Origin of the sequence: Endozoicomonas sp. ISHI1 (genome assembly GCF_024606225.1) — a bacterium.
Lineage (GTDB): Bacteria > Pseudomonadota > Gammaproteobacteria > Pseudomonadales > Endozoicomonadaceae > Endozoicomonas_A.
Window position 1 is genome coordinate 44,509 of the sequence record NZ_JAGRPU010000032.1, and the last position, 25,724, is coordinate 70,232.

Genomic DNA, 25,724 nt, shown 5'->3' on the forward strand with positions numbered 1-25,724 from the left:
GAAAATTTTTTATCAGGAGGTCTTTAATAGTAAAACACGCTTATTTTCTTGATCTATCCTTCCTCTCTGTACACCATAATGCAAGGATAGAATGATTAAACACTCATTCTCTGCGGCACCACTCTACTTGCTACTACTGTTGTTGTCTGTCGTCTGTCAGGCCAGACCCTGGACAGGGCGTGGTACTGTCGAGCTTGATCAGAAAGCAGACTTTTCATCAAGCCAGTGCCTTTTTATAAAGCGTGACCAGCGCACATTTTCAGGCATTGTCGACACAAACCGTTATGCAGGATCACATTTTACGCCTGATGGCAAACCACTCAGCCCCTTCGGTTACGGGGTAAAAACGATCTTTATTGAATCAATTTCGTGGCAGTTGCTTTACACCACTCATCTGCTGGTTGGTTACGAACTGATCCTGACCACCAGAACCGCTCCTCTGAAGTCCACCTCTGGTTCATGGCTACCTATAGAAGTGTTTGTCGCTGTCGGTTGGCTCTTAAAAAGTTATTGGAACACCTGTTCACCGCTGCTTAACCCGGTTGAACAACAAGAGGTTTCAGCTGCACTGGCTCGCCAGAGTCAACCGTCTAAGGCAGTCACTATAATGCTGGGCTCTGGAGAAAACCAACAGCCGCACCAGCCATCAGAACCATCCAGCCAGCAAGCTCAGGAAACCACCACCCAGCTTACAGACCCTTTCACTCCCCCCCCGGATTCAGACTCCGGCGGCGGTAACGCTGACCCTGAACAACACCAACATACTTTGGGCTTAAATTGTTTCACCCACCCCTGTCATGGCATTTGTCAGTTTCGAACAATATCCGAAAGCAGTGACCTCGCTGAATGGCAGCAGAACTTCGGACAAAGTTCATGCCCTCATTTGGCCGATGGATATTGCTTCAGTTGCATAGGTCGTTTTGATTCTGAAGACTTTACAGATTCCTTGCTTTTCGAAGCACGGGATCAACTCACTATCATTCAACTCCAATGCGATTCTCACCCACAATCTAAGCTACAAGCGCATGCCGTGGATGGCACCTCCACCGATCGCTGCAACTCTATGGAGTCAATGAGTGAAGGGGTCGCCAGCGCTGCCACGCATCCCGCCTGTGTCGTGACAGTGATTGGGGAGGATGGCCAGCAGCGTCCATGCGGAATGGCCTGCAAGGATGCCGGAGCTCTGTCGGACCACAGAGGCAGATACCACACCGTACAACAAACCTGTAACGTGGTCATGATCGGGAAGAATGGTCAGCTGCAACAATGCGGAAGGATCTACAAGAATGCTAAAGCCCTGTCGAGTCACAAAAGCAGAAAGCATAGCGGACAAAAAAGCTGTGACATTGCAGTCGCTTGGGAGAGCGGTCAGCAGCGGCTTTGCGGAAGGATCTTCCGGAATGCTGAAGCTTTGTCGTATCACAAAAGCAGAGATCACATCGGGCAAAAAATTTGTTACTTCATAGTGGTCGGGGAGAATGGTGAACAGCAGCCATGCGGGATAGTCTGCAGTAATTATAAAGCCCTGTTGAAACACAAAAGAAGCATCCACATCAGGCAATCAATCTGTGAAGAGATTGTGATTCAGAAAGATGGCCAGCAGCGACCATGCGGAAAGGTCTTTCAGAGCTCTAAAGCCCTTTCGGATCACAAAAGATCCCACAGCGGGCAACAAACCTGTAACGTGATCGTGGATGGGAAAGATGGCCAGCAGCGGCCATGCGGAAAGGTCTGCAAGAATACCAAAGCTCTGTCAACTCATAAAAGCGGAGAACACACCGGACAAAAAATCTGTGACATAACAGTCATTGCAGAGGATGGTCACAAGCAACTATGCGGGATTGTCTGCCAGAATGCCCGAACCTTCTCGGATCACAAAAGAATGATCCACAGCGGTCAACAAACCTGTAAGGTGACGGTGACCGGTAAGGATGGCCAGCGATGGCCATGTGGAAAGGTCTTGGAGAATGCTAAAACCCTGACGGCTCACAAATTCACATTCCACAGCGGACAAAAAACCTGCGACGAGAACGTGCTTGGGGAAGATGGTCAACAGCGACCGTGCGGGAAAGTTTGCATGAGCTCCAGAAGCCTGTCGGATCACAAAAGAAAAGACCACTCCGGTCAACAAGTCTGTAACGAGACCGTGGTCGGGCGGGGTGGCCGGTCGCGGCCATGCGGAACGATCTGCAAGAATGCCTCAGCTCTGACCAATCACAAAAGTGGATACCACACGGGGCAAAAAACCTGTGCCATGACAGTAGTCGGGAAGGATGGTCAGCAACGACCATGCGGGACGATTTGGAAGAATGCCCGAGCCCTGGGGGATCACAAAAAAGTCACCCACACCCAGGAAAAAGCCTGTAACGAGACCGTGGTCAGGAAGGATGGCGATCAGCAGACATGCGGGATAGCCTGCAAGAATGCCAAAGTCCTGTTGGACCACAAAAGAATACATCGAAAACGCAGGCATCCTGATCTGGACGAGGACTTCAGGACTCAAAAAGTTAAAGTGAATAAGTAACGATCTGGTCTGGTGCATGACTTCAATAGTTTTTTAACAGAAAGCCTTTATCAGAAAAACATGCTTATTTTCTTGATCTATCCTTCCTCTCTGTGAATCAGAATGCAAGGATGGAATTATTAAACACTCACTCTTTGCGGCACTGATGTTATTGTTGCTACTACCGTTGTTGTCTGTCGTCTGTCAGGCCAAACCGTGTACGAAACGCTTTACTATCGAGCTTGAACAGAAGGCAAACTGTCCGACAAACCAGAGCATTTCTATAAAGCAGCGTGGCCCGCATAGATTTTCAGATGCTGTCAACACAATCGGCTTCGCAGGACAACCTTCATCACCTGATCAGAAACCACTCAGACCCGGCGGTTATGGGATAAAAACGATCCTTATTGGATCCATTTTATGGCAATGGCTTTACGCCACTCAACTGCTGGTTGGTTTCGAACTGATCCTGACCATCAAAGGCGCCCCTTTGTATTCCAAGCCTTATTCATGTGTACGTTTAAAAGCGGTTGTCGCCGTCTGTTGGCTTTTAAAAAATGCTTGGAACCAGGGCTCATCAAGGTTTAACCCGATTGAACAAGAAGAGGCAAGATCTCAGCTAACACGAGGGTATCACCCGTTTGCGATCACCACTATAATGCTCGGCTCTGGAGATAACTTGCCACAATACCCGCCATCAGAATCATCCGGCCAGCAACTCCCGGCAGCCAACAACTACTCTGCATGTTATTTCGCTCATCTCCTCTATTCTGACTCTGACGATGGTAACGAAAACCCTCAACAATACTTACACACTTTAGATTTAAATTGTTTCGTCCATCCATGTAGTGGCGTTTGTCAATTTCGGCCATCATTCGATAGTGGTGAGTCCATTGAATGGCCGCCGATTACCGCACAAAGTTCATGTCCCCATTTGACTGATGGATATTGCTTTAGTTGCATAAGTCGTTCTGAGCCTGAAGGCGCTATAGATTCCTCACTTTTCGAAACATTGGATCGACTCCCAGACATTCAACTCCAATGCGATTCTGCCCCACAATTTACGCCACAGCCGCACGGGAAGGTTTACAAGAATATTAATGCCCTGACGGATCACAAAGACAGATACCACAGGAGACAACAAATCTGTAACGTGATCGTGGTCGGGGAGGATGGCCAACAGCATTTGTGCGGGGAGGTCTGCAAGAATAGCAAAGCTCTGGCGGATCACAAAAGCAGATACCACTCCGGACAACAAACCTGTGACGTAATCGTGGTCGGGAAGGATGGCCAACAGCAGCCATGCGGAAAAATCTGCAAGAACATTAAAGCCCTGTCGACTCACAAAAGCGGGGAACACAGCGGGCAAAAAACTTGTGACGTAACAGTCATCGGTGAGGATGGCCAGCAGCGGCCATGCGGGAAGGTCTGCAAGAATGCTCAATCTCTGTCATCTCACAAAAGCAGCTATCACAGCGGGCAAAAAAACTGTGACGTTATGGTGGACGAGGAGGATGGTCAACAACGGCCATGCGGAAAGGTCTGCAAAAATGCTCGCTTTCTGGTGGATCACAAAAGAAGCGTTCACAGCGGGCAAAAAACCTGTGACGAGACTCTGGTTGGGGAAGATGGCCAGCTGCGACCCTGCAGCAGAATCTGCAAGAATGCTCAAGCCCTGTCGTATCACAAATTCAGACAACACCGCCGGCAACAAACCTGTGATATGACCCTGTTCAGCGATGATAGCCAACCGCGACCATGCAGGACGGTCTATAAGAGTGCTGCAGTCCTGTCGGGACACAAAAGAAAACATCAAAAAAACAAACCTGATGATCTGAACCTGAACGATCACCTCAGCCCAAAAAAGGTAAAGTGAATCAATAACGATCTTATCTGATACCCGTCATGTTTTTTCATTGCCAGCTCTGATGTTAAACAGATGGTAGTTAACAGAAAAGCTCGCTTATTTTCTTGATCTATCCTTTCTCTCTGTAAACCAGAATGCAAGGATAGAATTATTAAGCACTCAATCTTTGCGGCAACAGTGTTGCTGCTGAATTTGTTATCTGTGGGATGTCAGGCTAAACCGTCGACAGAGCTTTTCACTGTCAAGTTTGAACAGAAGGCAAAATTTCCATCAAACCAGAGCTTTTCTATAACACAGCGTGACCTGCATCCAATTTCAGGCATTGTCAACACAGACAGCTATGCAGGATCAGCTTCACTACCTGATGACAAACCATTTGGACCCCACGTTTACGGGATACAATCAGCCATTATTGAATCAATTTCGTGGCAGATGCATTGCTCCACTCACCTGCAGGTCGGTTATAAACTAATCCTGACCACCAGAAATGCTCCTCTGAATTCCAACTCTTATTCATGGCTACCTCTGGAAGTGTTTGTCGCTGCCGGTTGGCTCTTAAAAAGTTATTGGAACACCTATTCACCACTGTTTAACCCGGTTGAACAACAAGAGGTTACAGCCGTGCTGACACGCCAGAATCAACCGTTTAAGGCTATCGCTATAATGCTGGGTTCCGGAGAAAACCAACAACCGCATCAGCCATCAGAGCCGTCCACCCGGCAAGCCCGGGAACCCACCACCCAGCATACTGACTCTTTCACTCGCTCGCCGAATTCAGACTATGACGGCGGTGACGGTGACCCTGAACAACACCAACATACTTTGGGCTTAAATTGTTTCATCCACCCCTGTCATGGCATTTGTCAGTTTCGAACAATACCCGATAGCAGTGACCCCGCTGAATGGCGGCAGCACTTCGGACAAAGTTCATGCCTTCATTTGGCCGACGGATATTGCTTTAGTTGCACAGGTCGTTTTGATTCTGAAGACCTTACAGATTTCTCACTCTTCGAAACATTGGATCAACTCACTATTATTCAACTCCAACGCGATTCTCACCCACAATTTAAGCTACATGTGCGTGCCGTGGATGGCACCTCAAGCGGTCGCTGCAACTCAATGGAATCAATGAGTGCAGGGGTTGCTTTTACAACTGACGCTGCCACGCAACCCACCTGTGTCGTGACAGTGATTGGGGAGGATGGCCAACAGCGTCCATGCGGGATGGTCTGCAGGGATGCCAGAGCTCTGTCGGATCACAAAGGCAGATACCACACCGCACAACAAACCTGTAACGTGGTCATGATCGGGAAGAATGTTCAGCTGCGACAATGCGGAAGGGTCTTCAAGAATACTAAAGTCCTGTCGAGTCACAAAAGCAGCAAGCACACCGTGCAAAAAAGCTGTGACGCAACAGTAACTTGGGAGAATGGCCAGCAGCGGCTTTGCGGAAGGATCTTCCGGAATGCTCAAGCTCTGTTGAATCACAAAAGTAGATATCATATTGGGGAAAAAATCTGTGACGTGATAGTGAACCTGAAATATGGTCAGCCACAACTATGCGGGAAGGTCTGCAATAGCAGGCTGGATCTGTCGGAGCACAAAAGAAGAGACCACACCAAACAACAAACCTGTGAAGAGACAGATGTCAGGAAGGACGGCTTGCAGCGGCCATGTGGAAAGGTCTTCAAAAATGCCAGAGCCCTGTCGGAGCACAAAAGATTATTTCACAGCGGGCAAAAAACCTGTGATGTGATAGTGGACGGGGGAGAGGACCAACACCTGACATGCGGAAAAGTCTGCAAGAATATTAAAGCCCTGTCGGCTCACAAAAGAAAGAGGCACAGCGGAAAAAAAACCTGTAACGTAACCTTGGCCGGGGAGGATGGCCAGCCGCGACCCTGCGGAAAAATCTGCAAGAGTGCTCAAGACCTGTCAGATCACAAAAGGAGAGACCATAGCGAACAACAAACCTGTGAAGGGGCAGAGATCAGTAAGGATGGCATAGAACGGCCATGCAGAAAGGTCTTCAAGAATATTAAAGCCCTGTCGGAGCACAAAAGCAGATACCACAGAGGACAACAGACCTGTTATGCAGCAGTGGTCGGAGAGGATGGCATACAGCGGCCATGTGGAAAGGTCTGCAAGAATGCTCAAACGCTGTCGACTCACAAAAGAGAACATCGAAAGCGCAAGCCTGTTGATGTAAACCAGAACGATGCCCTTTGTCCCTAAAAAAGCGACAGCGATTAAGTAACGATCTGGTCCAGTGATCGACTCCGGGCGTAAACGTCTCAGGCGCTTCTTCGCCCGGAGTGGCATGGAGCTTGATGATATTGCCAGAATGGTCGTTTACTGGATGGCACCCGAAGTTCACTCAAATCAATCTTCCACTGGCAATTCCTTACGAAATCCTCCCCTACAGAAGATTAGGTCCTTGACAGAAAACACACTCATTTTATTGATCTATCCTTGCCTTCTGTAAGTCAAAAAGTAAGGATAGAATTATTAAACAATCTCTCTTTGCAATAATGCTATTGCATTTACTGACGTTATCTGTCGCCTGTCAGGCCCAAGCGTTAACAGAACGTTTTGTAGTCGATCTTGAACAGAATGCAACTTCCCAAAACCAAGGCTTTTCTATAAAGCTTGAGCGCCGCGCGTTGCCAGTCAACTCGTCAGACATTACCGATACAAACGGCTCTGAAAAGTCAGCCTCTCTTCCTGATGACAAACGACACAGACCAGACGGTTACGAGGTAAAAACGACCACTATTGAGTCGCTTCCCTGGCAATGGTCTTACACTACTCATCTGCTAATTGCCTACGAACTGAACCTGACAACGAAGGAAACCCCTCTAAGCTCTCCTTATTCATGGGTACTTATAGAACTAGTTGTCGCTGTTGGTTGGCTTTTGAAAAGCCATTGGAACCCCGACTTCCCGTTACTTAGCCCGGCTGAACGACAAGAGGCAACATCTATGCTGACACAGGGAAATCAACCATTTGAGAGCATCACTATGATGTTGGGTTCTGGACAACAGTCACAAGGGCAGTCATCAAAATCATCCGTTCAGGACACTGCAATAGCACCACTGCACCCGGCAGGCTCTTTCAGCAGCACCTTGAATACTGACTACGGCGGCGGTAACGGTGACCCTCAACACCACCACCATACCCTGGGTTTGAATTGTTTCGTATTTCCCTGTCATGGCATTTGTCAATTCCCGCAATCGTCCATGAGCAGCGAACTCAGTGAATGGTTGCTGAACTCTTATGTAAGCTCATACCCCAATTTGCCTGATGATCATTGCTTTAGTGACATAGGTCACTGGGACATTGAACATTCCCGACAAACCTCGCCTTTCGATGTATTGGTTGATCTCCCTGCTATTCAACTCCAATACGATTCAGACCCACTATTTCCGCCGCAAGCTTATGACATAGGTAGCAACCCAACCACTGGCGGCAACTCTATGGGTGGGAACACCTTAGAAGGGGTCGCCTCAGACAGGGTCGCCTCAGACAGGGTCTCCTCAGACGGGGTCTCCTCAGACGGGGTCGCCTCAGACGGGGTCGCCTCAGACGGGGTCGCCTCAGACTCAGTGGGCTTTAGGGTGGACCGTAACACAGAAGCTGTCGAGCAAACCATCTGTGACCAGATAGTGATCGCAGAAGATGGCCAGCTGCGGCCATCCGACATGATCTGCAAGAGTTCTGTAACCTTATCGGCTCGTGTAAGAAGAACAGCCCGCGACACCAGGAAACGAACCTGTGACGTGGCCGTGGTCACCAACGATGGTCGGCAGCGAATATGCGGAAGAGTCTTCAAGAATGCTCCAGCCCTGTCATGCCATAAAAGCAGATTCCACAGCGGGCAAAAGACCTGCGTGGCAGTGGTCTGGGAGGACGGCCAGCAGCGCCCATGCGGGAGGGTCTTCAAGAATGCTCAAACTATGTGGGATCACAAAAGCAGAGATCACAGTGGGCCACAAACCTGTATGGTGACAGAGATGGGGGAGGATGGGCAGCCGCGACCATGCGGCAGGGTCTGCAAGAATTCTAAAACCCTCTCGTCTCACAAAAGCAGAGCCCACAGCAGAAAAAAAATCTGTCAGGTGATATTGATCGGCGAAGACGGCCAGCCACGACCATGCGGCAAGGTCTGTTTGAATACCTGCGCTCTGTCGGATCACAAACGAGCCAACCACAGTGAGCAACAAACCTGTTACGCGCCCGTGATCGGTGAAGATGGCCAGCAGCGACCATGCGGAATGGTCCTCAGAAGTGCTAAAACCCTGGCGAGTCACAAAAGAAACGCCCACAGCGGCCAACGAACCTGTAACGTGATCATGGTCGATGAAGACGGTCAGCAGCGGTCATGCGGGAAGGTCTTAAAGCATGCCCAGGCGCTGTCATCCCACAAAAGCAGATACCACACCGGACAACAAACCTGTAATCTGGAGGTGCTTTGGAAAGATGGCCAGCACCGGCTATGCGGGATAGTATTCAAGCATGCCCAGGCCTTGTATCACCACAAAAGAAAAGCCCACACCTATCAACAAACCTGTGACGAGATTGTAACCGGGCAAGATGGCCAGTCACGGCCGTGCGGGGCGGTCTGCAATAACATTCTATCTCTGATGAATCACAAAAGAATACATCGAAAACGCAAGCCTGTTGATCAAAACAATAACAGTGACCTCAGCCCTTGATCTGACAACTGCTCTTTAATGAGATGGTCTATCCTTCCTCTCTGTAAACCAGAATGCAAGGACAGAATCATTAGACATATACTCTTAACGGCACTGTCACTGCTATTGACCCTGGCTGTCGTCTGTCAGGCCCAACCAATGACAGAACATTTTATTGTCGAGTTTGAACAGAAAGCAAATTCTTCATCCCAGAGCATTTCTATAAAACGTGGTCGGCTTACTTTTCCGGGCACACCACCAGATATTACCAACACAAGCGGCAATGCAGGAACGGACTCTCCCCCTGATGTCAAATCACAGAGACCCGGCGGTTATGGGGTAAGAACGACCTTGACTGAGTCAATTTTGCGGCAATTAATTTATGCCACTCATCTACTGGTTGGTTACGAACTGAGCCTGACCACCAAAGAGTCTCCCCTGTGCCTCATCCCTTATTCATGGTTTCCTTTAGAGGCGGTTGTCGCTGTTGGGTGGCTTTTAAAAAACCATTGGAAGCCCATTTCATCATTTCTTAACACGATTGAACAACAAGAAACGAGTCAGGATAAACCGTTTGCCATCATCACTATGGTGCATGGCTCTGGGCATGACCAACAAAAAGACCAAACATCAGAATTATCCGGCCTGCAAGCCCCTGCAACCAACATTCACCCTACGGGCTCTTTCACTGCCCTCCTTTATTCTGGCTCTGGCGGCGGCATCGGAGGCCCTCAGGAACACTCACATACTTTGGATTTAAATTGTTTCGTCCACCCCTGTCGTGGCGTCTGCCAATTCCGACCGTCATCCGGTAGCAGAAAGCTCGCTAAATGGTCGCTGAATTCCGCAGAAAGTTCGACAGGAGTCACACCCGGACAAGGCTCACGCCCACATCCGTTCGATGGAGACTGTTTTCTTTACTCAAGCCATGCTTATCCTTTATACCCCAGATATTCCCAAGACCCATTGAGCACGGTGGGCGCCTTTACAATGGATACTTCCGGGCCACTCTATTTACCTGATCTTCAGGAAGGGGACGGGATCTCTTCTAATTCTGACACGCTTATACACCCATTTTGGACTTCAGAAACACAAACAACCACTGAGCCATCCCAATTCGGTCAGAGCCAACCTCATCTTTCCCAGACAGCCCCGGTACAGGCCTCTGGTGCCACTAAGAATGTTATGTTCGGATCGACAGATCGCCAACAAACCCTGTTGGATTGTAAAAGCAACTGCAACAGCAAGCAAAAAACCTGTACCTTGATCGTAGTCGGGGAAAAAGGTCAGACCCGGCTATGCGGAAAGACTTGCAAGAATAGTGGAGCCCTGGCGGATCACAGAAGGAAAGACCACAGCGGACGACTAATCTGTCAGTTTACTATGGTCGGTAAGGATGGCCAGCGGCAGCTATGTGGAATAACCTTCAAGAACGCTCTATCTTTGTCATCTCACAAAAGTAGAATCCATAGTGGACAACGAACCTGTGTCGATAACGTGGTCGGGAAGGATGGTAAGCCGCGACCTTGCGGAATGGTCTGCAAGAATGCTGGCACTCTGACGGATCACAAAAGAAGAGAGCACAGCGGACAACAAATCTGCGTCAAAACAGTAATCGGAGCGGATGGCGTGATGCACCCGTGCGATACGGTCTGCAGTAGTAGCAGAGCCTTGTCGGATCACAAAAGAAAAGACCACACCGAGCGACAAGTCTGTAAAGTGGCGGTGTTCGGGGAAGATGGTCTGTTGAGACGATGCGGAAAAGTCTACAGGAATGCTCAAGCCCTGTCGGATCACAAAAGAAGTAACCACACCAGCCAACAAACCTGTGACGTAAAAGTGGTCGGAGTCGATGGCAAGCAGTGGCCATGCGGAAAGGTTTGCAAAAATTCCAGAGCCCTGACGGATCACAGAAAAATACATCGAAAACGCAAGCTTTGTGGTGTGAATAAGGACAGTGACCACAGCCCCCAAAAAGAAAGTGTGAGTAACAATTGATCTAATACCCCATGAATAGAAATACAAAAAGGCACTGCTCGTCTAAAAGAGCGCCCAAAGAGATCCATCTATCCGCGAGATGACTCGTGATCACGCTGTCCGGGTTCGCCAACGAATGCATTAACACTTCAATGGTTTTATATAATAAGGCCTTTAACAGAAAAACACGCTTATTCTCTTGATCTATCCTTGCTCAGTAAACCAGAACGCAAGGATAGAATGATTAAACATTTACTCTCTGCAACACTGCTTTTGCTGCTCATCCTGTTGCCTGTCACCAACAAGGCTCAATCGTTGACAAGACATTTTGTTGTCGAGTTTGAACAGAAAACAGATTCTCCAAACCAGAGCTTTTCTATAAAGCGTGACCGGTATACGTTGCCGGACAATCAGTCAGACATTGACGGCACCAACGTCGATCCGGGATCAGATTCGCCGCCTGACGACCAACCGCACAGACTGAGCGGCTGCGGAGTAAAAACAACCATTATTAAGTCGATTGCATGGCCATGGTTCTACACAACCCATCTACTGGCCGGTTGCGAACCGATCCTGATCAAAAACGCCGCTCTGAGCTCCAGCCTTTATTCACGGACTCCTGTTGAAGTGTTTGTTGCTGTCGGTTGGCTTTTAAGAAGCTATTGGAGCCCAGATTCACCGCTGTTTAAACCGATGGAACAACAAGAGGCAAGACCTGTGCTGACACCGGGGGATCATTCGTTTGTGACAATCATTACTATGTCGGGCTATAGACAAGACCAACCACAAGCCCGGGCATTAGAACCATCGGGGCAGCGAGCCCCGGGAGCCGCCGAACCTGCAGGCTATTTCATTAGCCTCTTCTATTCTGACTCAGGCGGCGGCAACGGAGGCCCTCAAAAACCTCTACATACCCTGGACTTAAATTGTTTCGTCTTTCCCTGTTATGGTATTTGTCGATTCCGACTCTCACCCGACTGTAGACAGCTCACTGAATGGTCGCTTAATTCCGCAGACAGTTCGACGGTTCATACAGAAACAACACCCGGACGAAGCTCATGCCCCCATTCGGCCAATGGACGCTGTCTTCGTTGCTTAGGCTATGTTGATCCTGTAAACACCACATATTCCCAGCACTCATCGAGCACGGTGTACGGCTGTACAACGGAGACTTCCGAGTCGTTCTATTTACCTGAACTTCTCGAAGAAATCGGGATTTCTTTTACATTTCCCCAGTCCACTCCCCCAGTGGTGACTTCAGAAACAGGACAAACAACCACCGAATCATCCCAATTGGGTCAGACCCAATCTCATCTTTCCCGGGCAGACACAGCACAAGCCCTGATAACACACGAGACTGCTGAATTAACAAAGACACCTTGCCGACGAACACTGTCGCATCACAAACGAAATGTCGGCGGCAGGTCAAGAACCTGCAATGTGATCATTGCCGGGAAGGATGGTCAGTTGTGGCCATGCCGGAAGACCTGCAAAAATACTCAAGCCCTGGGGGATCACAAAAGAAACGCCCATAGCAAACCACTAACCTGTGACGAAACAGTGTTCGGAGAGGATGGCCAGCTGCGACCATGCGGGAAGGTTCTCAGGAATGTTTACGCCTTGCGGGATCATAAAAAAAGAGACCATACCGGGCCACAAACCTGCGGTGTGATTATGCTCGGGAAGGATGGCCAGATGCGACCATGCGGGACGTTCAGCAAAAACGCTCGCGCCCTGAAGGATCACACGAGAAGAGCGCACATCCGGCAAACAACCTGTACCGTGAGCGTGCTCGGGGAGGATGGTCAGCAACGGCCATGCGGGAAAGCCTGCCTGGGCACTATAGCCCTCGGTGATCACAAAAGAAAAGAACACTGCGGAAAACAAACCTGTGTCATGAGCGTGGTCGGTAAGGATGACCAGCCGCGGCCATGCGGCAAGGTCTGTAAGAATAGAAAAGCTCTGGCGTCTCACAAAAGCAGGTATCACACAGGGCGCAAAACCTGCAACAAGACAGTAGTCGGAGAGGATGGTCATCAACGGGCATGCGGGAAAGTCTGCCAGAATGCTCGTGCCTTGGCAGATCACAGATCAAAAACCCACACCGGGCCAAAAGCCTGCGACAGGAAAGTGGTTGGGGAGGATGGCAAGCTGCGACCATGCGTAAAGGTTTGCAAGGATGCCAAAAGTCTGTCAGATCACAAAAGCAAATTCCACAGCAGTCAGAAAGCTTGTGACGTGACAGTGGTCAGGGAAGATGGCCAGCAGCAGCCATGCGGGAAGGTCTGCAAGAATGTTCAAGCACTGTCGAATCACAAAAAAGTGCATCAAAAACCCAAGCCTGTTGCTCTGGACCGTAATGATGCCCCTGGTCTTTGATCTGACTCCAGCCCTTTCATGAGGTGTTTCCCGGCGCTGACTTTGATTTTTAACAAAAGTTTCTTGCTCTGTAGGGGACAATTTCGAGACAAAGCACCTTAAAACCCCTCTTGGCTGGCATCAATCCCGTATTGACCTTAATTACGCTGGTTATTTTTGGTCTCATCCAGATGGGTTCAGTCAACCTGTCCCGTACTGCCCCAACTATGGGGCACCGAGACCGACTCCGCGCGTTAACGTCTCAAGCGCTTCTTCGACCGGAGTGGCATGGAGCTTGATGATATTGCCAGAATGGTCGTTAAATGGATGGTGTCTTTTATATCAAGATTCGTTACGAAATTGTCCCCTACAAAGAGCTTTTTGGTAGGAAACACATTTTTTTTCTTGATCTATCCTTCTTTTCTGTAAACGTGAACGCAAGGATAGAATCATTAAACACTCACTCTTTATGGTAATGTTGATACTGCTACAGATGTCGTTTGTCATCTGTCAGGCTCAAACGTTGACAAGACATTTTGTTGTTGAGTTTGAACAGAAAAAAGGTTCTCCCAACCAGAGCTTTTCTATAAAGCGTGGCCAACATATATTGCCAGACAGCCCGTCAGACACGACCGACATAAACGACCATGCAGTACTGGATTCAACACCTTATAACAAAAATGACTGCTGGATAAAAACGACACTTATTGAGTCGATTTCATGGCGATGGCTTCATGCCACACACCTGTTAGTGGGTTACGAACTGATACTGACTACCAAAAACATCTCTCCAAACTCAGCTCCTTATTCATGGCTACCTGAAGAAGTGTTTGTCGCTGTCGGCTGGCTTTTAAAAAACTATTGGAACCCGGCATCACCGTTTTTTAACCCGATCAAACAAAAAGAGACCAGTCAGGATCAACCCTCTGCCACCATGACTATGATGCCGGGTTCTGGACATAACCCACCACAAGGTCAGCAAATAGAATCATCCTGTCAGATAACTTCAGGAGCAACCACTCAACTGACTGGCTCTTTTACCCACCCACTGAATACTACTGACTATGATGGCGGTAACGGAAATCCTCAAGAACACTCTCATACTTTGGGATTAAATTGTTTCCTCCATCCCTGTCATGGCATTTGCAGTTACCGACCATCATCCGATGACAGAAGGTCCAATAATTGGCCGCTAAATGCTGAAGAAAGTTCGACAGACAAATCTTCACAGTTAATGAGTGCAAAAGCAGTCTGTATAACTGACCCTGTCGAGCCACTCAGTAAGCCAAGGCAATGGAGTTTGCTTGTCGCCGCTAATGACTCGATTATAATCCACGGGTTACTCAGTCTGAGTAATAATACACTTCCTGAAAAAAACAGGGTTTCCTGTTCGCTGACCGATTCCACATATCCAATGGGGACTTCACCTGATTGCCAACAAGCCCTACCGAACCGCAAAAGAACAGACAGCACCGGGCAACAAACCTGTGGCGAGACGGCGGACATGAAGAACGGTCAGCAACGGCCATGTGGAAGGCTCTTCAACAGTATTAAAGCCCTCTCGGATCACAAAAGAAGATGCCACACCGGACAAAAAATCTGCGACGCAACAGTGGTCGGGAAGGATGGCCAGCAGCGGCCATGCGGCAATGTCTGCAGAAGTGCCCTGGCCCTGACGGATCACAAAAGCAGATACCACACCGGGCAAAAAATCTGTAACCTGCTCGCGGTAGGGAAGGATGGTCAGCAAAAATGTGGAATGGTCTTTAAGAATGCTGTACTAATGGCAAATCACAAAAAAAACACCACACCGGGCAAAAGCCTGTGGCGAAACAGTGGTCGGGGAAGACGGCCAGCAGCGGCAATGCACAAAGGTCTGCAAAAATGCCAGAGCCCTTCTGGATCACAAAAGAAGACATCGAAAATGCAAACCTGTTGATCTTGCCCCCAACCCTTGATTTGACACCCTCCCTTTAATAAGGTTTTTCGCAGTGCTGACTTTGGTTTTTAACAAAAGGTTTTTGATAGAAAAACAGACTCCTTTTCTTGATCTATCCTTCCTCTCTGTTAACCAGAATGCAGCGATAGAATTATTAAACACTCATTCTTTGTGGTACTGCTATTTTTACTACAATTGTCGTTTTCAACCTGTCAGGCTCAACCGCTGACGAGACGCTTTGTTGTCGAGTTTGAGCAGAAAGCAGGTTCTCCAGACCAGATCTTTTCTGTAAAGCGTGACCGGCAAACGCTGCCAGACAGCCCAGCAGATATTACCAACAAGGACGGTTATGAAGAATCAGATTCATCGCCTGATGACAAATCAGTTTACGGGGCAAAAACAACCCTTATTGAATCGAATTTCTGGCTATGGCTTTATGCCACTCATCTGTTGGTGGGTTACGGACCGATCCTGACCACCGAAAACCTTCCTTCAAATTCCACCCCTTATTCATGGTTACCTGCAGAAGTGGTTGTTGTCCTCGGCTGGCTTTTAAAAAACTATTGGAACTCCGATTTGCCGTCGTTTAACCTGATCAAACAACAAGAGGCAACATCTTTACTGAAACAGGGAAATCACTTGTTTGCCACCATCACAATGATGTTGGCCTCAGGACATAGCAAACCACAAAACCAACCACCGGGATCATCCAGTCAGGAAACCTCAGGGGCAACCACCCGCCTTACAGGCTCTTTCATCAGCCCCCTGAATACTACTGATTATGACGGTGGTAACGGAGGTTCTCAACAACACTCACATACTTTGGGTTTAAATTGTTTCGTCCATCCCTGTCATGACGTTTGTATTTTTCGACCATCATCCGATAGCGGAGAGCCCGCCGATCGTCCGCCGAACGCCGGACAAAGCCCATGCGCCCATTTGGCCAATGGATACTGCTTTAGCTGCATGAGTCATTTTGGTTCTGTAATCGGTACACGTCAGCAGCAAACCGCGCCTTTAGACATATGGCAAGATATCCCTGCCATTGAACGTCAATACGATTTTGGTCAACTATTTCAATCTCAACCGCAGCAGCAACAGCCGCATAGCATTGATGCCCCCCCAGCCAATAACAGTGATCCTGGAGATGAACTCACCTTAGATTCATTGAGAGCAGAGACAAGCTTTACAACTGACGCTGCCGGGCAATCAGCCTGTGACGCGACAGTATCCGGAGAGGACAGCCAGCTGTGCCCATGCGGGAGGATCTGCAATAGTGCCAAAGCTCTGTCAGTTCACAAAAGCAAATACCACACCGGGCAACAAACCTGTTACCTGATGGTGGAGCGGGAGGATGGTCAGCAACAGCCATGCGGAAAGGTCTGCAAGCATGCCAAAGCCCTGTCGGATCACAAAAGAATTGCCCATACAGGGCAAAAGATCTGTGATGTGATGGTGGTCTGGGAGGATGGCCACCAGAGACCATGTGGGACACTCAGCAAAAATCTGCAAGCTCTCTCTACTCACAAAAACAGATATCACAGCGGGCAAAGAGTCTGTGACGTGATGGTGCAACGGGAGGATGGTCAGCAACGGCTATGCGGAAAGATCTGCAAAAATGTTCAAGCCCTGCGGCTTCACAGAGGAAATGGGCATAGTGAGCAAAAAAACTGTGACGTAACAGTGGTTGGAGAAGATGGCCAACCGCGGCCATGCGGAAGGGTCTGGGGAAAGCACATAACCCTGTCCAACCACAAAAGCGGTTACCACACCGGACACAAAACCTGTCACGTGGCAGTGACAGGGGAGGATGGTCAGCAGAGGCCATGTGGGAAGATAAGCAAAAATGCCAAAGCACTGACAACTCACAAAAGCAGATACCACAGCGGGCAAAGAACCTGTCACGAAACGGTAGTCGGGGAGGATGGTCAGCGGTGGCTATGCTGCAAGGTCTGCAAGAATAATCGAGCCCTTTACGACCACAAAAGCAGATGCCACACCGGGCAGCAAACCTGTAATGAAACAGTGGTCGGAGCGGATGACCAGCAGCGGCTATGTGGAAAGGTCTGCAGCAGTGCTAAAGCCCTCATGAATCACAAAAGAGTACATCTAAAACGCAAAACTGTTGATTAGGAGCTGAATATTGACCGCGACTATGCTGAAAGATCTGCAACAATGCTAAAACCTTTTCGGACCACAAAAGAATGTATCCAAAACGCAAGTCTTATGATGTGGACCAGGGTGGATAGAGTTATTAAGCACTCTCTCTTTTCGGCATTACTGCTGACACTGTTATCGTCTGCCTTCTGTCAAGCCAAAGTATTGACAGAATATTTTATTGTCGACGTAGAACAGAAGGCAGTTTTTTCAAATCAGGGATTTTTTGTAAAACATGCCCAGAACACACTGCCAGACAGCCAGTCAGATATTGCCAACAAAAACGACTATTCAGGATCAGGTTCGACGCTTGATAACAACCGGCACCGAACTTTCAGTTACAGGATAAGAAGATCCCTTATTGATTCGATTTCCTGGCAATGGCTTTACGCCAGTTATCTGCTGATTGCCTACGAAGTGATCCTGACCAACAAAGACGCCCCTCAGAGCTTCACCTCTTATTCATCGCTACCTGAAGAATTGCTTGTCGTTGTCGTCTGGCTTTTTCAAAGCTATTGGAACCACGATTCACCACTGTTTAACCCAATTGAACAAGAGACGAACCAGAATCACCCGTTTGCGATCACCACTATGATGTATGGCTCTGAACAAGACCAACAACAAAGTCAGCCATCAGAATCATCAGCGCAGCATACCCCAATAGCAACTGTCCACTTTACAGGCCCTTTCACTCACCTCTTGTATTCTGAATCTGACGACGGTAACAGAAAAGATCCCCAACAACACTCACACACTTTAGGCTTAAATTGTTTCGTCCATAGCTGTCGTGGCGTTTGTAATTTCCGACCATCATCCGATAGCAGAGCATCGAATTCTGATGAACAATGTGAGCCACAGGCTCATGACATTGATGAAAACTCCATAAGCGAGGTCGCCTCAGACTCGATGAGTGCAGGCATCGTCCATAAAACCTTAGATAGCGGGCCATTCAATAATAATTTGACCATACTCGGCAATTTGTCTTTCAATACTAATGATTTTGTAGTCAATGATGAGTCAACCGGCCTACAGAGTCTTCTCGAAAATGACCAGTTTTTCTTTACGCTTATCCATCCAAAAACACAACAAATAAATACTGAATCAACCCAATTTAGTCGGGGCCAACCCCACCTTTTCCAGACAGGCGCAGTCCAGACCTCAGACCACAATGGGCAAACAAACTGGGAAGTAACAGTGGTTGAGGAGGGTGGCCAGCAGCGCCCATGTGGGACAGTCCGCAAGAATGCTAAAGTCCTGTTGAATCACAGAAGCAGAGACTACTCCGGGCAACAAATCTGTCACGTGACCGTGGTTGGGAAGGATGGTCGGCAGCGACCATGTGGGACCGTCTGCAAGAATGCTCGGGTCCTCTCTTCTCACAAAAGCAACATCCACAGCGGACGAAAAACCTGTGGCGTGACTTTAGTCGGAGCGGATGGCCAACAGCGGCTATGTGGAAAGGTCTGCAGGAATGCCCAATCTCTTTCGTATCACAAAATGAAAGCCCACTGCAGGCACAAAACCTGCGAAGTGGCTTTAGTCGGGGAGGATGGTCAGCGACGGCTATGCGGGAGGACCTACAGAACTGCTCGCGATCTGGCGGATCACAAAAGAAGAGAGCACAGCGGGCAACAGATCTGTGACGCAACCGTGATCACAAAAGATGGCCATCAGCGATCATGCGGGAACGTCTGCAATAATCTGAGAACTTTGTTGGATCACAAAAGAAAACTCCACTCAGGGCAAAAAACCTGTGACAAAACTGTGTTTGGAGCGGATGGCCAGCAGCGTTCATGCGGTGCAGTCTGCAAGAGTGCTCAAGCCCTGTCGGATCATAGAAGGAGACATCACTCCGGGCAAAAAACCTGCGATGAAACTGTGGTCGGGAAGCTTGGCCAGCAGCAGTCATGTGGGGTGGACTGCAGGAGTATTCAAGCCCTGTCGGATCACAAAAGGAGACTTCACTCCGGGCAAAAAACCTGCGACGTAACATTGGTCGGGCCTGATGGGGTTCAATACCCGTGCGGTAAAGTCTGCAAGAGTGCTAAAGTTCTGTCTGAGCACAAAAGAATGCACCGAAAACGCAAGCCTTTTGATGTAAGCCAGGACAATGCACCGAGTTCTCAGGAGGGTAAAGTGAAGATGTGAAGATCTGGTCTGGCAACTGACCTTTCACAAGTTTTTGCCCAGTACAACCTTTAGTTTCCAGCAAAGGCTCTTAGAAAGGAAAACACGTTTATTTTCTTGATCTATCCTATCCCTCTGGCCACTGGAACAAATGGATAGAATTATTAGACACTCATTCTTAACGGCACTGCTGTTTCTGGTATTGTTGTTGTCTGTCGCCTGTCAGGCCGAACCCTTGGCAGAACGGTTTATTGCCACGTTTGAACACAATGCAGCATTTCCAAACCACAGCTTTTCTATAAAGCATGGCCTGAGTACATTATTCGGCAACCCGTCAGACATCACTGACACAAAGGACTATACAAGACTGGATTTAACGCCTGATGACAGACGACACAGATTTAACAGTTACCGGGTAAAAACGACTCTTATTGAATCAATTTCATGGCAATGGATTTACGCCACTCATCTGTTGGTCGGTTACGAACTGATCCAGACCACCAACTCCCTTCTGAGCTCCCACCCTTACTCATGTTTACCTGTAGAAGTCTTCGTTGTTATCGTCGGCTGGCTCTTGAAAAGCTCTTTGAACCCCGATTCAACTTCGTTTAACCCGATTGAACAACAAGAAGTAACAGCTATGCGGACACGGGAGGACCACCCGTTTGCCACCATCACTATGATGTTTGGCTCTGGTCAGAACCAACAACCACAGCAGCTGGCAGAATCATTGGGCCAGCAAGCCCCGGGAGCCAACAGCCATCTTATAGACTCTTTCATCAGCTTCCTGTTTTCGGGCTCTGGCGGCGGAAACGGAGGCTCTCAACAACTTCTGCATACTTTCGGTTTAAATTGTTTCGTCTTCCCCTGTTTTGGCGTTTGCATGTTCCGGCCATTATCGGATGAACCCACTCAGTGGCCGCTGAATTGCGAAGCAAATTCGACAGGCAACCCTTCACAATTAATAACTACAGAAGGCGCCTGTTCAACTGCCCCTGCCGGGTCACTCAGTGATGATGTGACAATGCACGGGAATTTGCCTGTCACCGATAATGACTCAATGACAGTCGCCAGGTTAATCAGTCTGGGCAATCATAGTCGTCCAGAAGAAAACGGGCCTTCCTTTACGCCTACTCTTTCCACAGGTCCAATGGGGACTTCACCTTCGTGTCGTCTTTCTTCCGGAGGCGCTACCCATTGCCATCAAACCCTGTCGGGTCAAAAAGAAAGAGGCCACATCGAGCCGCAAGCCTGTGACATGATAATGGTCGGAAGAGATGGCCAGCCGCAGCCATGCAAGACGGTCTCCAAGAATGCCAAAGCCCTGTCGGTTCACAAAAGCAACTACCACACCGGGCAAAAAACCTGTAGTTTCACTGTGGTCGGAAGGGATGGCCAACCGCGGCCATGCGGGACCGTCTGCAAGAATGCTCAAGCTCTGTTATATCACAAAAAGAAACACAACACAGAGCAAAAAACCTGCGATGTGATCGTGGTCGGAGAGGATGGTCAGCTGCGGCCATGCAGGAAAGTCTGCAAAAATACTATAACTCTGTGGAATCACAAAAACAGACAACACACAGGGCAACAAACCTGTGAAGTGACTGTGATTGGGAAGGATGGTCAGCCACGGCCATGCGAGGTGGTCTGCAAGAATGCCGGATCTCTGCGGAGTCACAGAAGCAGCGTACACAGCAAGCAAAAAACCTGTGAAATGACAGTGGTTGGAGAGGATGGCCAGCCGCGGCCATGCGGCAAGGTCTGCAAGAATAATCAAAACCTATTCTATCACAAGAGAAGAGACCACAGCGGGCAACAAACCTGCAACCTGACATTAGTCGGAAAGGATGGCAAACCGCGGCCATGCGGGATGATCTGCAAGAATGCTCAATTCATGTCGACTCACAGAAGAAGCGTACACAGCGGGAAAAAAACCTGTGAAACACCAGTCGTCGGGAAGGATGGCCTACAGCGGCAATGCGGGAAGGTCTGCAAGAATGCTAAAGCCCTGTCGGATCACAAAAGAACCCACCACAGCGGCCAAAAAACCTGTGACGCAACAATAGTCGGGGATGATGGCCAGCCGCAGCCGTGCGGGGCTCTCTGCAGGAATTCTCAGGCCCTGTCATCGCACAGAAGCAAAGCCCATAGAAGGCGAAAAACCTGTGAAGTTAAAGTGGTCAGTGAGGATGCTCGGCCACAGCTATGTGAGACAGCCTGCAGGAGTGCTCAAGCCCTGTCGGGTCATAAAACAAGACATCAAAAATGGAAGCCTGATAATAGGGACCAGGGCCCCTGCTCTAAAAAATGCAAATTGCATGAGTAACGGGCTAATCCGGTACATGGCTTCGATGAGTTTTCACCCGGTACAACCTTTGGTTTTTAACAAAGTGTCTTTGACAGAAAAAATACTTATTTTCTTGATCTATCCTTCCTCTCTCTCCACCCGTATGCAAGGTTATAATTATTAGACACTCACTCTTTGCGGCACCGCTGTTGCTGATATTATTGTTGTCTGTCGTCTGTCAGGCTGACTCCTCAACAAAATGGTTTATTATCGAGTTTGAACACAATGCAGTGTTTCCAAACCAGAACTTTTCTATAAATCGTAGCCTGATTACATTGCCGGTCAATCCGCCAGACACTATCGAAACAAACGACTACGCCGGACTGTATTTAGCGACTGATGATAAACAACAAAGGTTTAACAGTTACGAGGTAAAAATGACTCTAACTGCATCGATTCCATGGCAATGGCTTTACGCCACTCATCTGCTGACGGGTTACGAACTGATCCTGACCACCAAAAACACCTTTATGAGCGCCACCCCTTATTCATGGCTGGCCATAGAAGTAGTTGTTGCTATCGGCTGGCTTTTGAACAGTGATTGGAACCTCGATTTACCGTCGTTTAACCCAATCGAACCACAAGAACCAACATCTATGCTGACACGGGGAGCTGATCCGTTTGCCATCATCACTATGGTGCCTGACTATAGCCATAACCAGCAACCACAACAGCTATCAGAATCATCTGGAAAGCAAGCTCCGGGAGCTACCAGCCACCTTGCGGGCTCTTTCACCAGCCTCCGCTATTCTGGCTCTGTTGGCGGTAACGGAGGCCCTCAGCAAACTCAACATACTTTAGGTTTCAATTGTTTCATCTTCCCCTGTCATGGAGTTTGCAGTTTCCGGCCATCATCCGGGAACAGAGGAGCCAGTGCATGGCCGCTGAATCCCGTAGCAAATTCGACAGACAAGCCTACTCACTTAATAAGTGCAGAAGCTGCCTGTCCAACTGGCCCTGTGGGATCACTGAATGATGATGTGACAATGCAAGGGAATTCTCACATTACCGCTGATGACTCAATTATAATCGTCGGGTTACTCAGTCTGAGCAATCATATTCTTCCAGAAGAAAACGGGACTTCCTGTACACTTGCACATCCCAGACACCCAATCGGAACTTCTCCTTCAGGCCGCCTTTCTTCCGGAGGGGCTGCCTATGACCTACAAGCCCCGTCGGATCAGAAAAGCAAAGCCCACATTGGACCACAAACCTGTGATGTGACCCTGGTCGGGAGGGATGGTCAGCAGCGGCCGTGCGGAAAGGTCTACAAGAATGCTCAGAGCCTGTCGGTCCATAAAAGCAGCTATCACACCGGGCAAAAAGTCTGTGGCGTCACCCTGGTCGAAGGGGAAGGTCAGTCGCGGTTATGCGGGACAGTCTGTAAGAATGCTCAAGCTCTGTGGAATCACAAAAAGAAACACCAAACAGAGCAAAAAACCTGTGAAAAAATCGTGATTGGGAAGGATGGCCAGCCGCGATCATGCGGGACAGTCTGTAAGAATGTTCAAGCTCTGTGCAATCACAAATACAGATACCACTCAGAGCAAAAAACCTGTGAAGTGACGGTGATCGGAAAGAATGGCCAGCCACAGCCATGCGGGATGATCTGCAAGAATGTTCAATCTCTGTCGACCCACAAAAGAGGCGTACACAGCGGGCAACAAACCTGTGACAGAACAGTCTTCGGGAAAAATGGCCTACAGCAGCCGTGCGGGAAAGTTTGCAAAAGTTCTCTGGCCCTTTCACATCACAAACACAAAGTCCACAGCGGACAAAAAACCTGTGACATAATCACGACCACAAAGGATCATCAGCTGCTAACCTGCGGGAAGGTCTGCAAGAGTGCTAAAGCCCTGCTGGATCACAAAAGAAACTGCCACAGCGGGCAAAAAACCTGTGACGCAGAAATAGTCGGGGATGATGACCAGCCGCGGCCGTGCGGGGCTCTCTGCAAGAGTTCTCAGGCCCTGTCGTTGCACAAAAGCAAAGCTCACAGCAGGCGAAAAACCTGTGAAGTGACAGTGATCAGAGAGAATGCCCAGCTACAGCCACGCGGGACAGTCTGCAAGAGCACTCAAACCCTGTCAGATCATAAACAAAGAGATCGAAAACGCAGGCCTGATAGTACGTACCAGGATTATGGCCCCAGCCCTAAAGAAAGCAAAGTAACTAAGTAACGGGCGGATCCGGTACATGGCTTCAACGATGTTTTTTACCGGTGACACTTTTGCTTTTAAGAAAAGGTCTTTGCTAGCAGCCTGTCGGAATCAAGCGTCCGTAGCGAGGATTGCAAGAAATTGAGGATAAAAATTTCTGCTTCTGAGGAGAATAGCGAGCTATTTGACGAAGAAGCAGGAATTTTTATCCTCAATTTATTGCAACCGCAGTAGGACAGCCTTAAGTCCGACAGGCTGCTAGAAAACAGACTTATTTGCTTGATCTATCCTTCCTCTCTACCCACTGGAATACAAGGATAGAATTATTAGACACTCACTCCATACAGCACTGCTAATAATATTGTTGTCTGTCGTCTGTAAGGCCGAACTGTTCGCAGAGCGTTTTATTGTCGAGCTTGAAAATAATACAGGATTTTCAAACCAGAGTTTTTCTATAAAAAAGGACCAGCGTACACTGCCATCCCCCGTCAGGTATTGCCAATACAAACGGCTATTCAGAATCATATTCATCGCCTGATAAAAAACGACAGAGACCCGGCGGTTACCGGGTAAAAACGACCATTATTGAATCGGTTTACTGGCAATGGCTTTACGCCACTGATCTGCTAATGGGCTACGAACTTATTCTGAACACAAAGGACACCCCGCTAAGCTCCATCCCTTATTCATGGCCACCTGTAGAAGTAGTTATTGCAGTTGGCTGGCTTTTGAAAAACTATTGGAACATCAGTTTATCGTCGTTTAACCCGAACGCACAACAAAAAGCACGATCTATGCTGACACGGGGGGAGCAAGCGTTTGCCACCATCATTGTTGTGCCTGACTCTGGACTTAACAAACAACCACACCCACTGTCAGAATCATTCAGCGACCAAGTTTCAGGAGCAACAACCCAACATACAAGCACTTTCTTCACAAGTACCCGGCATTCCCGGTTTGGCGGCGGTGACAGAGGCTCTCAACAACCTCTGCACACTTTGGGTTTAAATTGTTTTGTCTTTCCCTGTCACGGCGTTTGCAGTTTCCGACCATCACCCGATAGAGGAGGGTCCGCTGAATGGCAGTTGAACACCGGGGAAAGTTCACCAGACAACCTCACAAACTCAGTAAGTGCAGGGGCAATCTATGCAACCGACCCAGCCGGAGCACCCAGTTATGATTTGACAGTGCACCGGAATTTGCCTGCCACCCCTGATGACTGGATTATAATCGATGGGCTACTCAATCTACGTGGTGACAGTCACCCCGAAGAGATCAGGATTTCCTGTATGCTTGCCCATTTGGCACGTCCAGCGGGCGCTTCACCTTCGGGTTGTCTTCCTTCCCGAGGCACTACCCATAGCCAACAAGCTCTTCCGGATCATAAAAGAAGAGACCACATCAGGCCACAAACCTCTGACGTGTCCGTAGTCGGGGGGGATGGCCAGCCGCAGCTATGTGGGAGAGTCTTTGACATCCTCTCGCCCCTGAAGGAGCGAGATTCCCGTTAGTCACCTAACAGGCTTCCTGTTTCAACACGCCTTCCCTAGATGGTTGCTTACGCAGCCATCCCCGTTCCAGTCGCTCCACAGGCTA

The 25,724-nt window shown here is 48.8% G+C and carries 12 protein-coding genes; all 12 read left to right on the top strand.

Annotated features, from left to right (window positions below; translation table 11 throughout):
- The first annotated feature begins 91 nt into the window (after positions 1-91).
- The 12 genes from KBW69_RS18020 to KBW69_RS18075 all read left to right on the top strand — a co-directional run bounded on the left by KBW69_RS18020 (position 92) and on the right by KBW69_RS18075 (position 25,639).
- The gene (locus KBW69_RS18020; RefSeq protein WP_257281751.1) at positions 92-2,524 is read left to right on the top strand and encodes a hypothetical protein; all 2,433 of its coding nucleotides are present in this window, start codon (positions 92-94) and stop codon (positions 2,522-2,524) included.
- A gap of 145 nt (positions 2,525-2,669) precedes the next feature.
- On the top strand, positions 2,670-4,379 hold the full coding sequence (locus tag KBW69_RS18025; protein ID WP_257254562.1) for a hypothetical protein: 1,710 nt from the start codon (positions 2,670-2,672) through the stop codon (positions 4,377-4,379).
- Positions 4,380-4,562: 183 nt separating this feature from the next.
- Complete coding sequence (locus tag KBW69_RS18030) at positions 4,563-6,605, top strand: hypothetical protein (RefSeq protein WP_257281752.1); 2,043 nt, start codon at positions 4,563-4,565, stop codon at positions 6,603-6,605.
- Between the two features lie 302 nt (positions 6,606-6,907).
- The gene (locus KBW69_RS18035) at positions 6,908-9,085 is read left to right on the top strand and encodes a hypothetical protein (protein WP_257281753.1); all 2,178 of its coding nucleotides are present in this window, start codon (positions 6,908-6,910) and stop codon (positions 9,083-9,085) included.
- Positions 9,086-9,223: 138 nt separating this feature from the next.
- Positions 9,224-11,062: a hypothetical protein gene (locus KBW69_RS18040; protein WP_257276314.1), complete on the top strand. Its 1,839-nt coding sequence runs from the start codon at positions 9,224-9,226 to the stop codon at positions 11,060-11,062.
- Between the two features lie 219 nt (positions 11,063-11,281).
- A complete protein-coding gene (locus KBW69_RS18045; protein WP_257281754.1) occupies positions 11,282-13,420 on the top strand; it encodes a hypothetical protein in 2,139 nt (712 codons plus the stop codon).
- A gap of 472 nt (positions 13,421-13,892) precedes the next feature.
- Complete coding sequence (locus KBW69_RS18050; protein WP_257281755.1) at positions 13,893-15,338, top strand: hypothetical protein; 1,446 nt, start codon at positions 13,893-13,895, stop codon at positions 15,336-15,338.
- 171 nt (positions 15,339-15,509) lie between these two features.
- On the top strand, positions 15,510-17,471 hold the full coding sequence (locus KBW69_RS18055) for a hypothetical protein (RefSeq protein ID WP_257276311.1): 1,962 nt from the start codon (positions 15,510-15,512) through the stop codon (positions 17,469-17,471).
- 108 nt (positions 17,472-17,579) lie between these two features.
- The gene (locus tag KBW69_RS18060; RefSeq protein WP_257281756.1) at positions 17,580-19,643 is read left to right on the top strand and encodes a hypothetical protein; all 2,064 of its coding nucleotides are present in this window, start codon (positions 17,580-17,582) and stop codon (positions 19,641-19,643) included.
- 130 nt (positions 19,644-19,773) lie between these two features.
- Positions 19,774-21,948 (top strand): hypothetical protein, encoded by a 2,175-nt coding sequence (locus KBW69_RS18065; RefSeq protein ID WP_257276309.1) that lies wholly within the window; start codon positions 19,774-19,776, stop codon positions 21,946-21,948.
- A 170-nt stretch (positions 21,949-22,118) separates the two neighbouring features.
- Positions 22,119-24,149, top strand: a complete 2,031-nt coding sequence (locus KBW69_RS18070; protein ID WP_257281757.1) for a hypothetical protein — start codon at positions 22,119-22,121, stop codon at positions 24,147-24,149.
- Positions 24,150-24,757: 608 nt separating this feature from the next.
- On the top strand, positions 24,758-25,639 hold the full coding sequence (locus KBW69_RS18075) for a hypothetical protein (protein WP_257281758.1): 882 nt from the start codon (positions 24,758-24,760) through the stop codon (positions 25,637-25,639).
- The last annotated feature ends 85 nt before the right edge of the window (positions 25,640-25,724 follow it).

Coding starts and splice junctions, on each gene's coding strand:
- KBW69_RS18020 (WP_257281751.1), top strand. CDS start 92: ATGATTAAACACTCATTCTCTGCGGCACCACTCTACTTGCTACTACTG.
- KBW69_RS18025 (WP_257254562.1), top strand. CDS start 2,670: ATGTTATTGTTGCTACTACCGTTGTTGTCTGTCGTCTGTCAGGCCAAA.
- KBW69_RS18040 (WP_257276314.1), top strand. CDS start 9,224: ATGACAGAACATTTTATTGTCGAGTTTGAACAGAAAGCAAATTCTTCA.
- KBW69_RS18045 (WP_257281754.1), top strand. CDS start 11,282: ATGATTAAACATTTACTCTCTGCAACACTGCTTTTGCTGCTCATCCTG.
- KBW69_RS18050 (WP_257281755.1), top strand. CDS start 13,893: ATGTCGTTTGTCATCTGTCAGGCTCAAACGTTGACAAGACATTTTGTT.
- KBW69_RS18065 (WP_257276309.1), top strand. CDS start 19,774: ATGGATAGAATTATTAGACACTCATTCTTAACGGCACTGCTGTTTCTG.
- KBW69_RS18075 (WP_257281758.1), top strand. CDS start 24,758: ATGGGCTACGAACTTATTCTGAACACAAAGGACACCCCGCTAAGCTCC.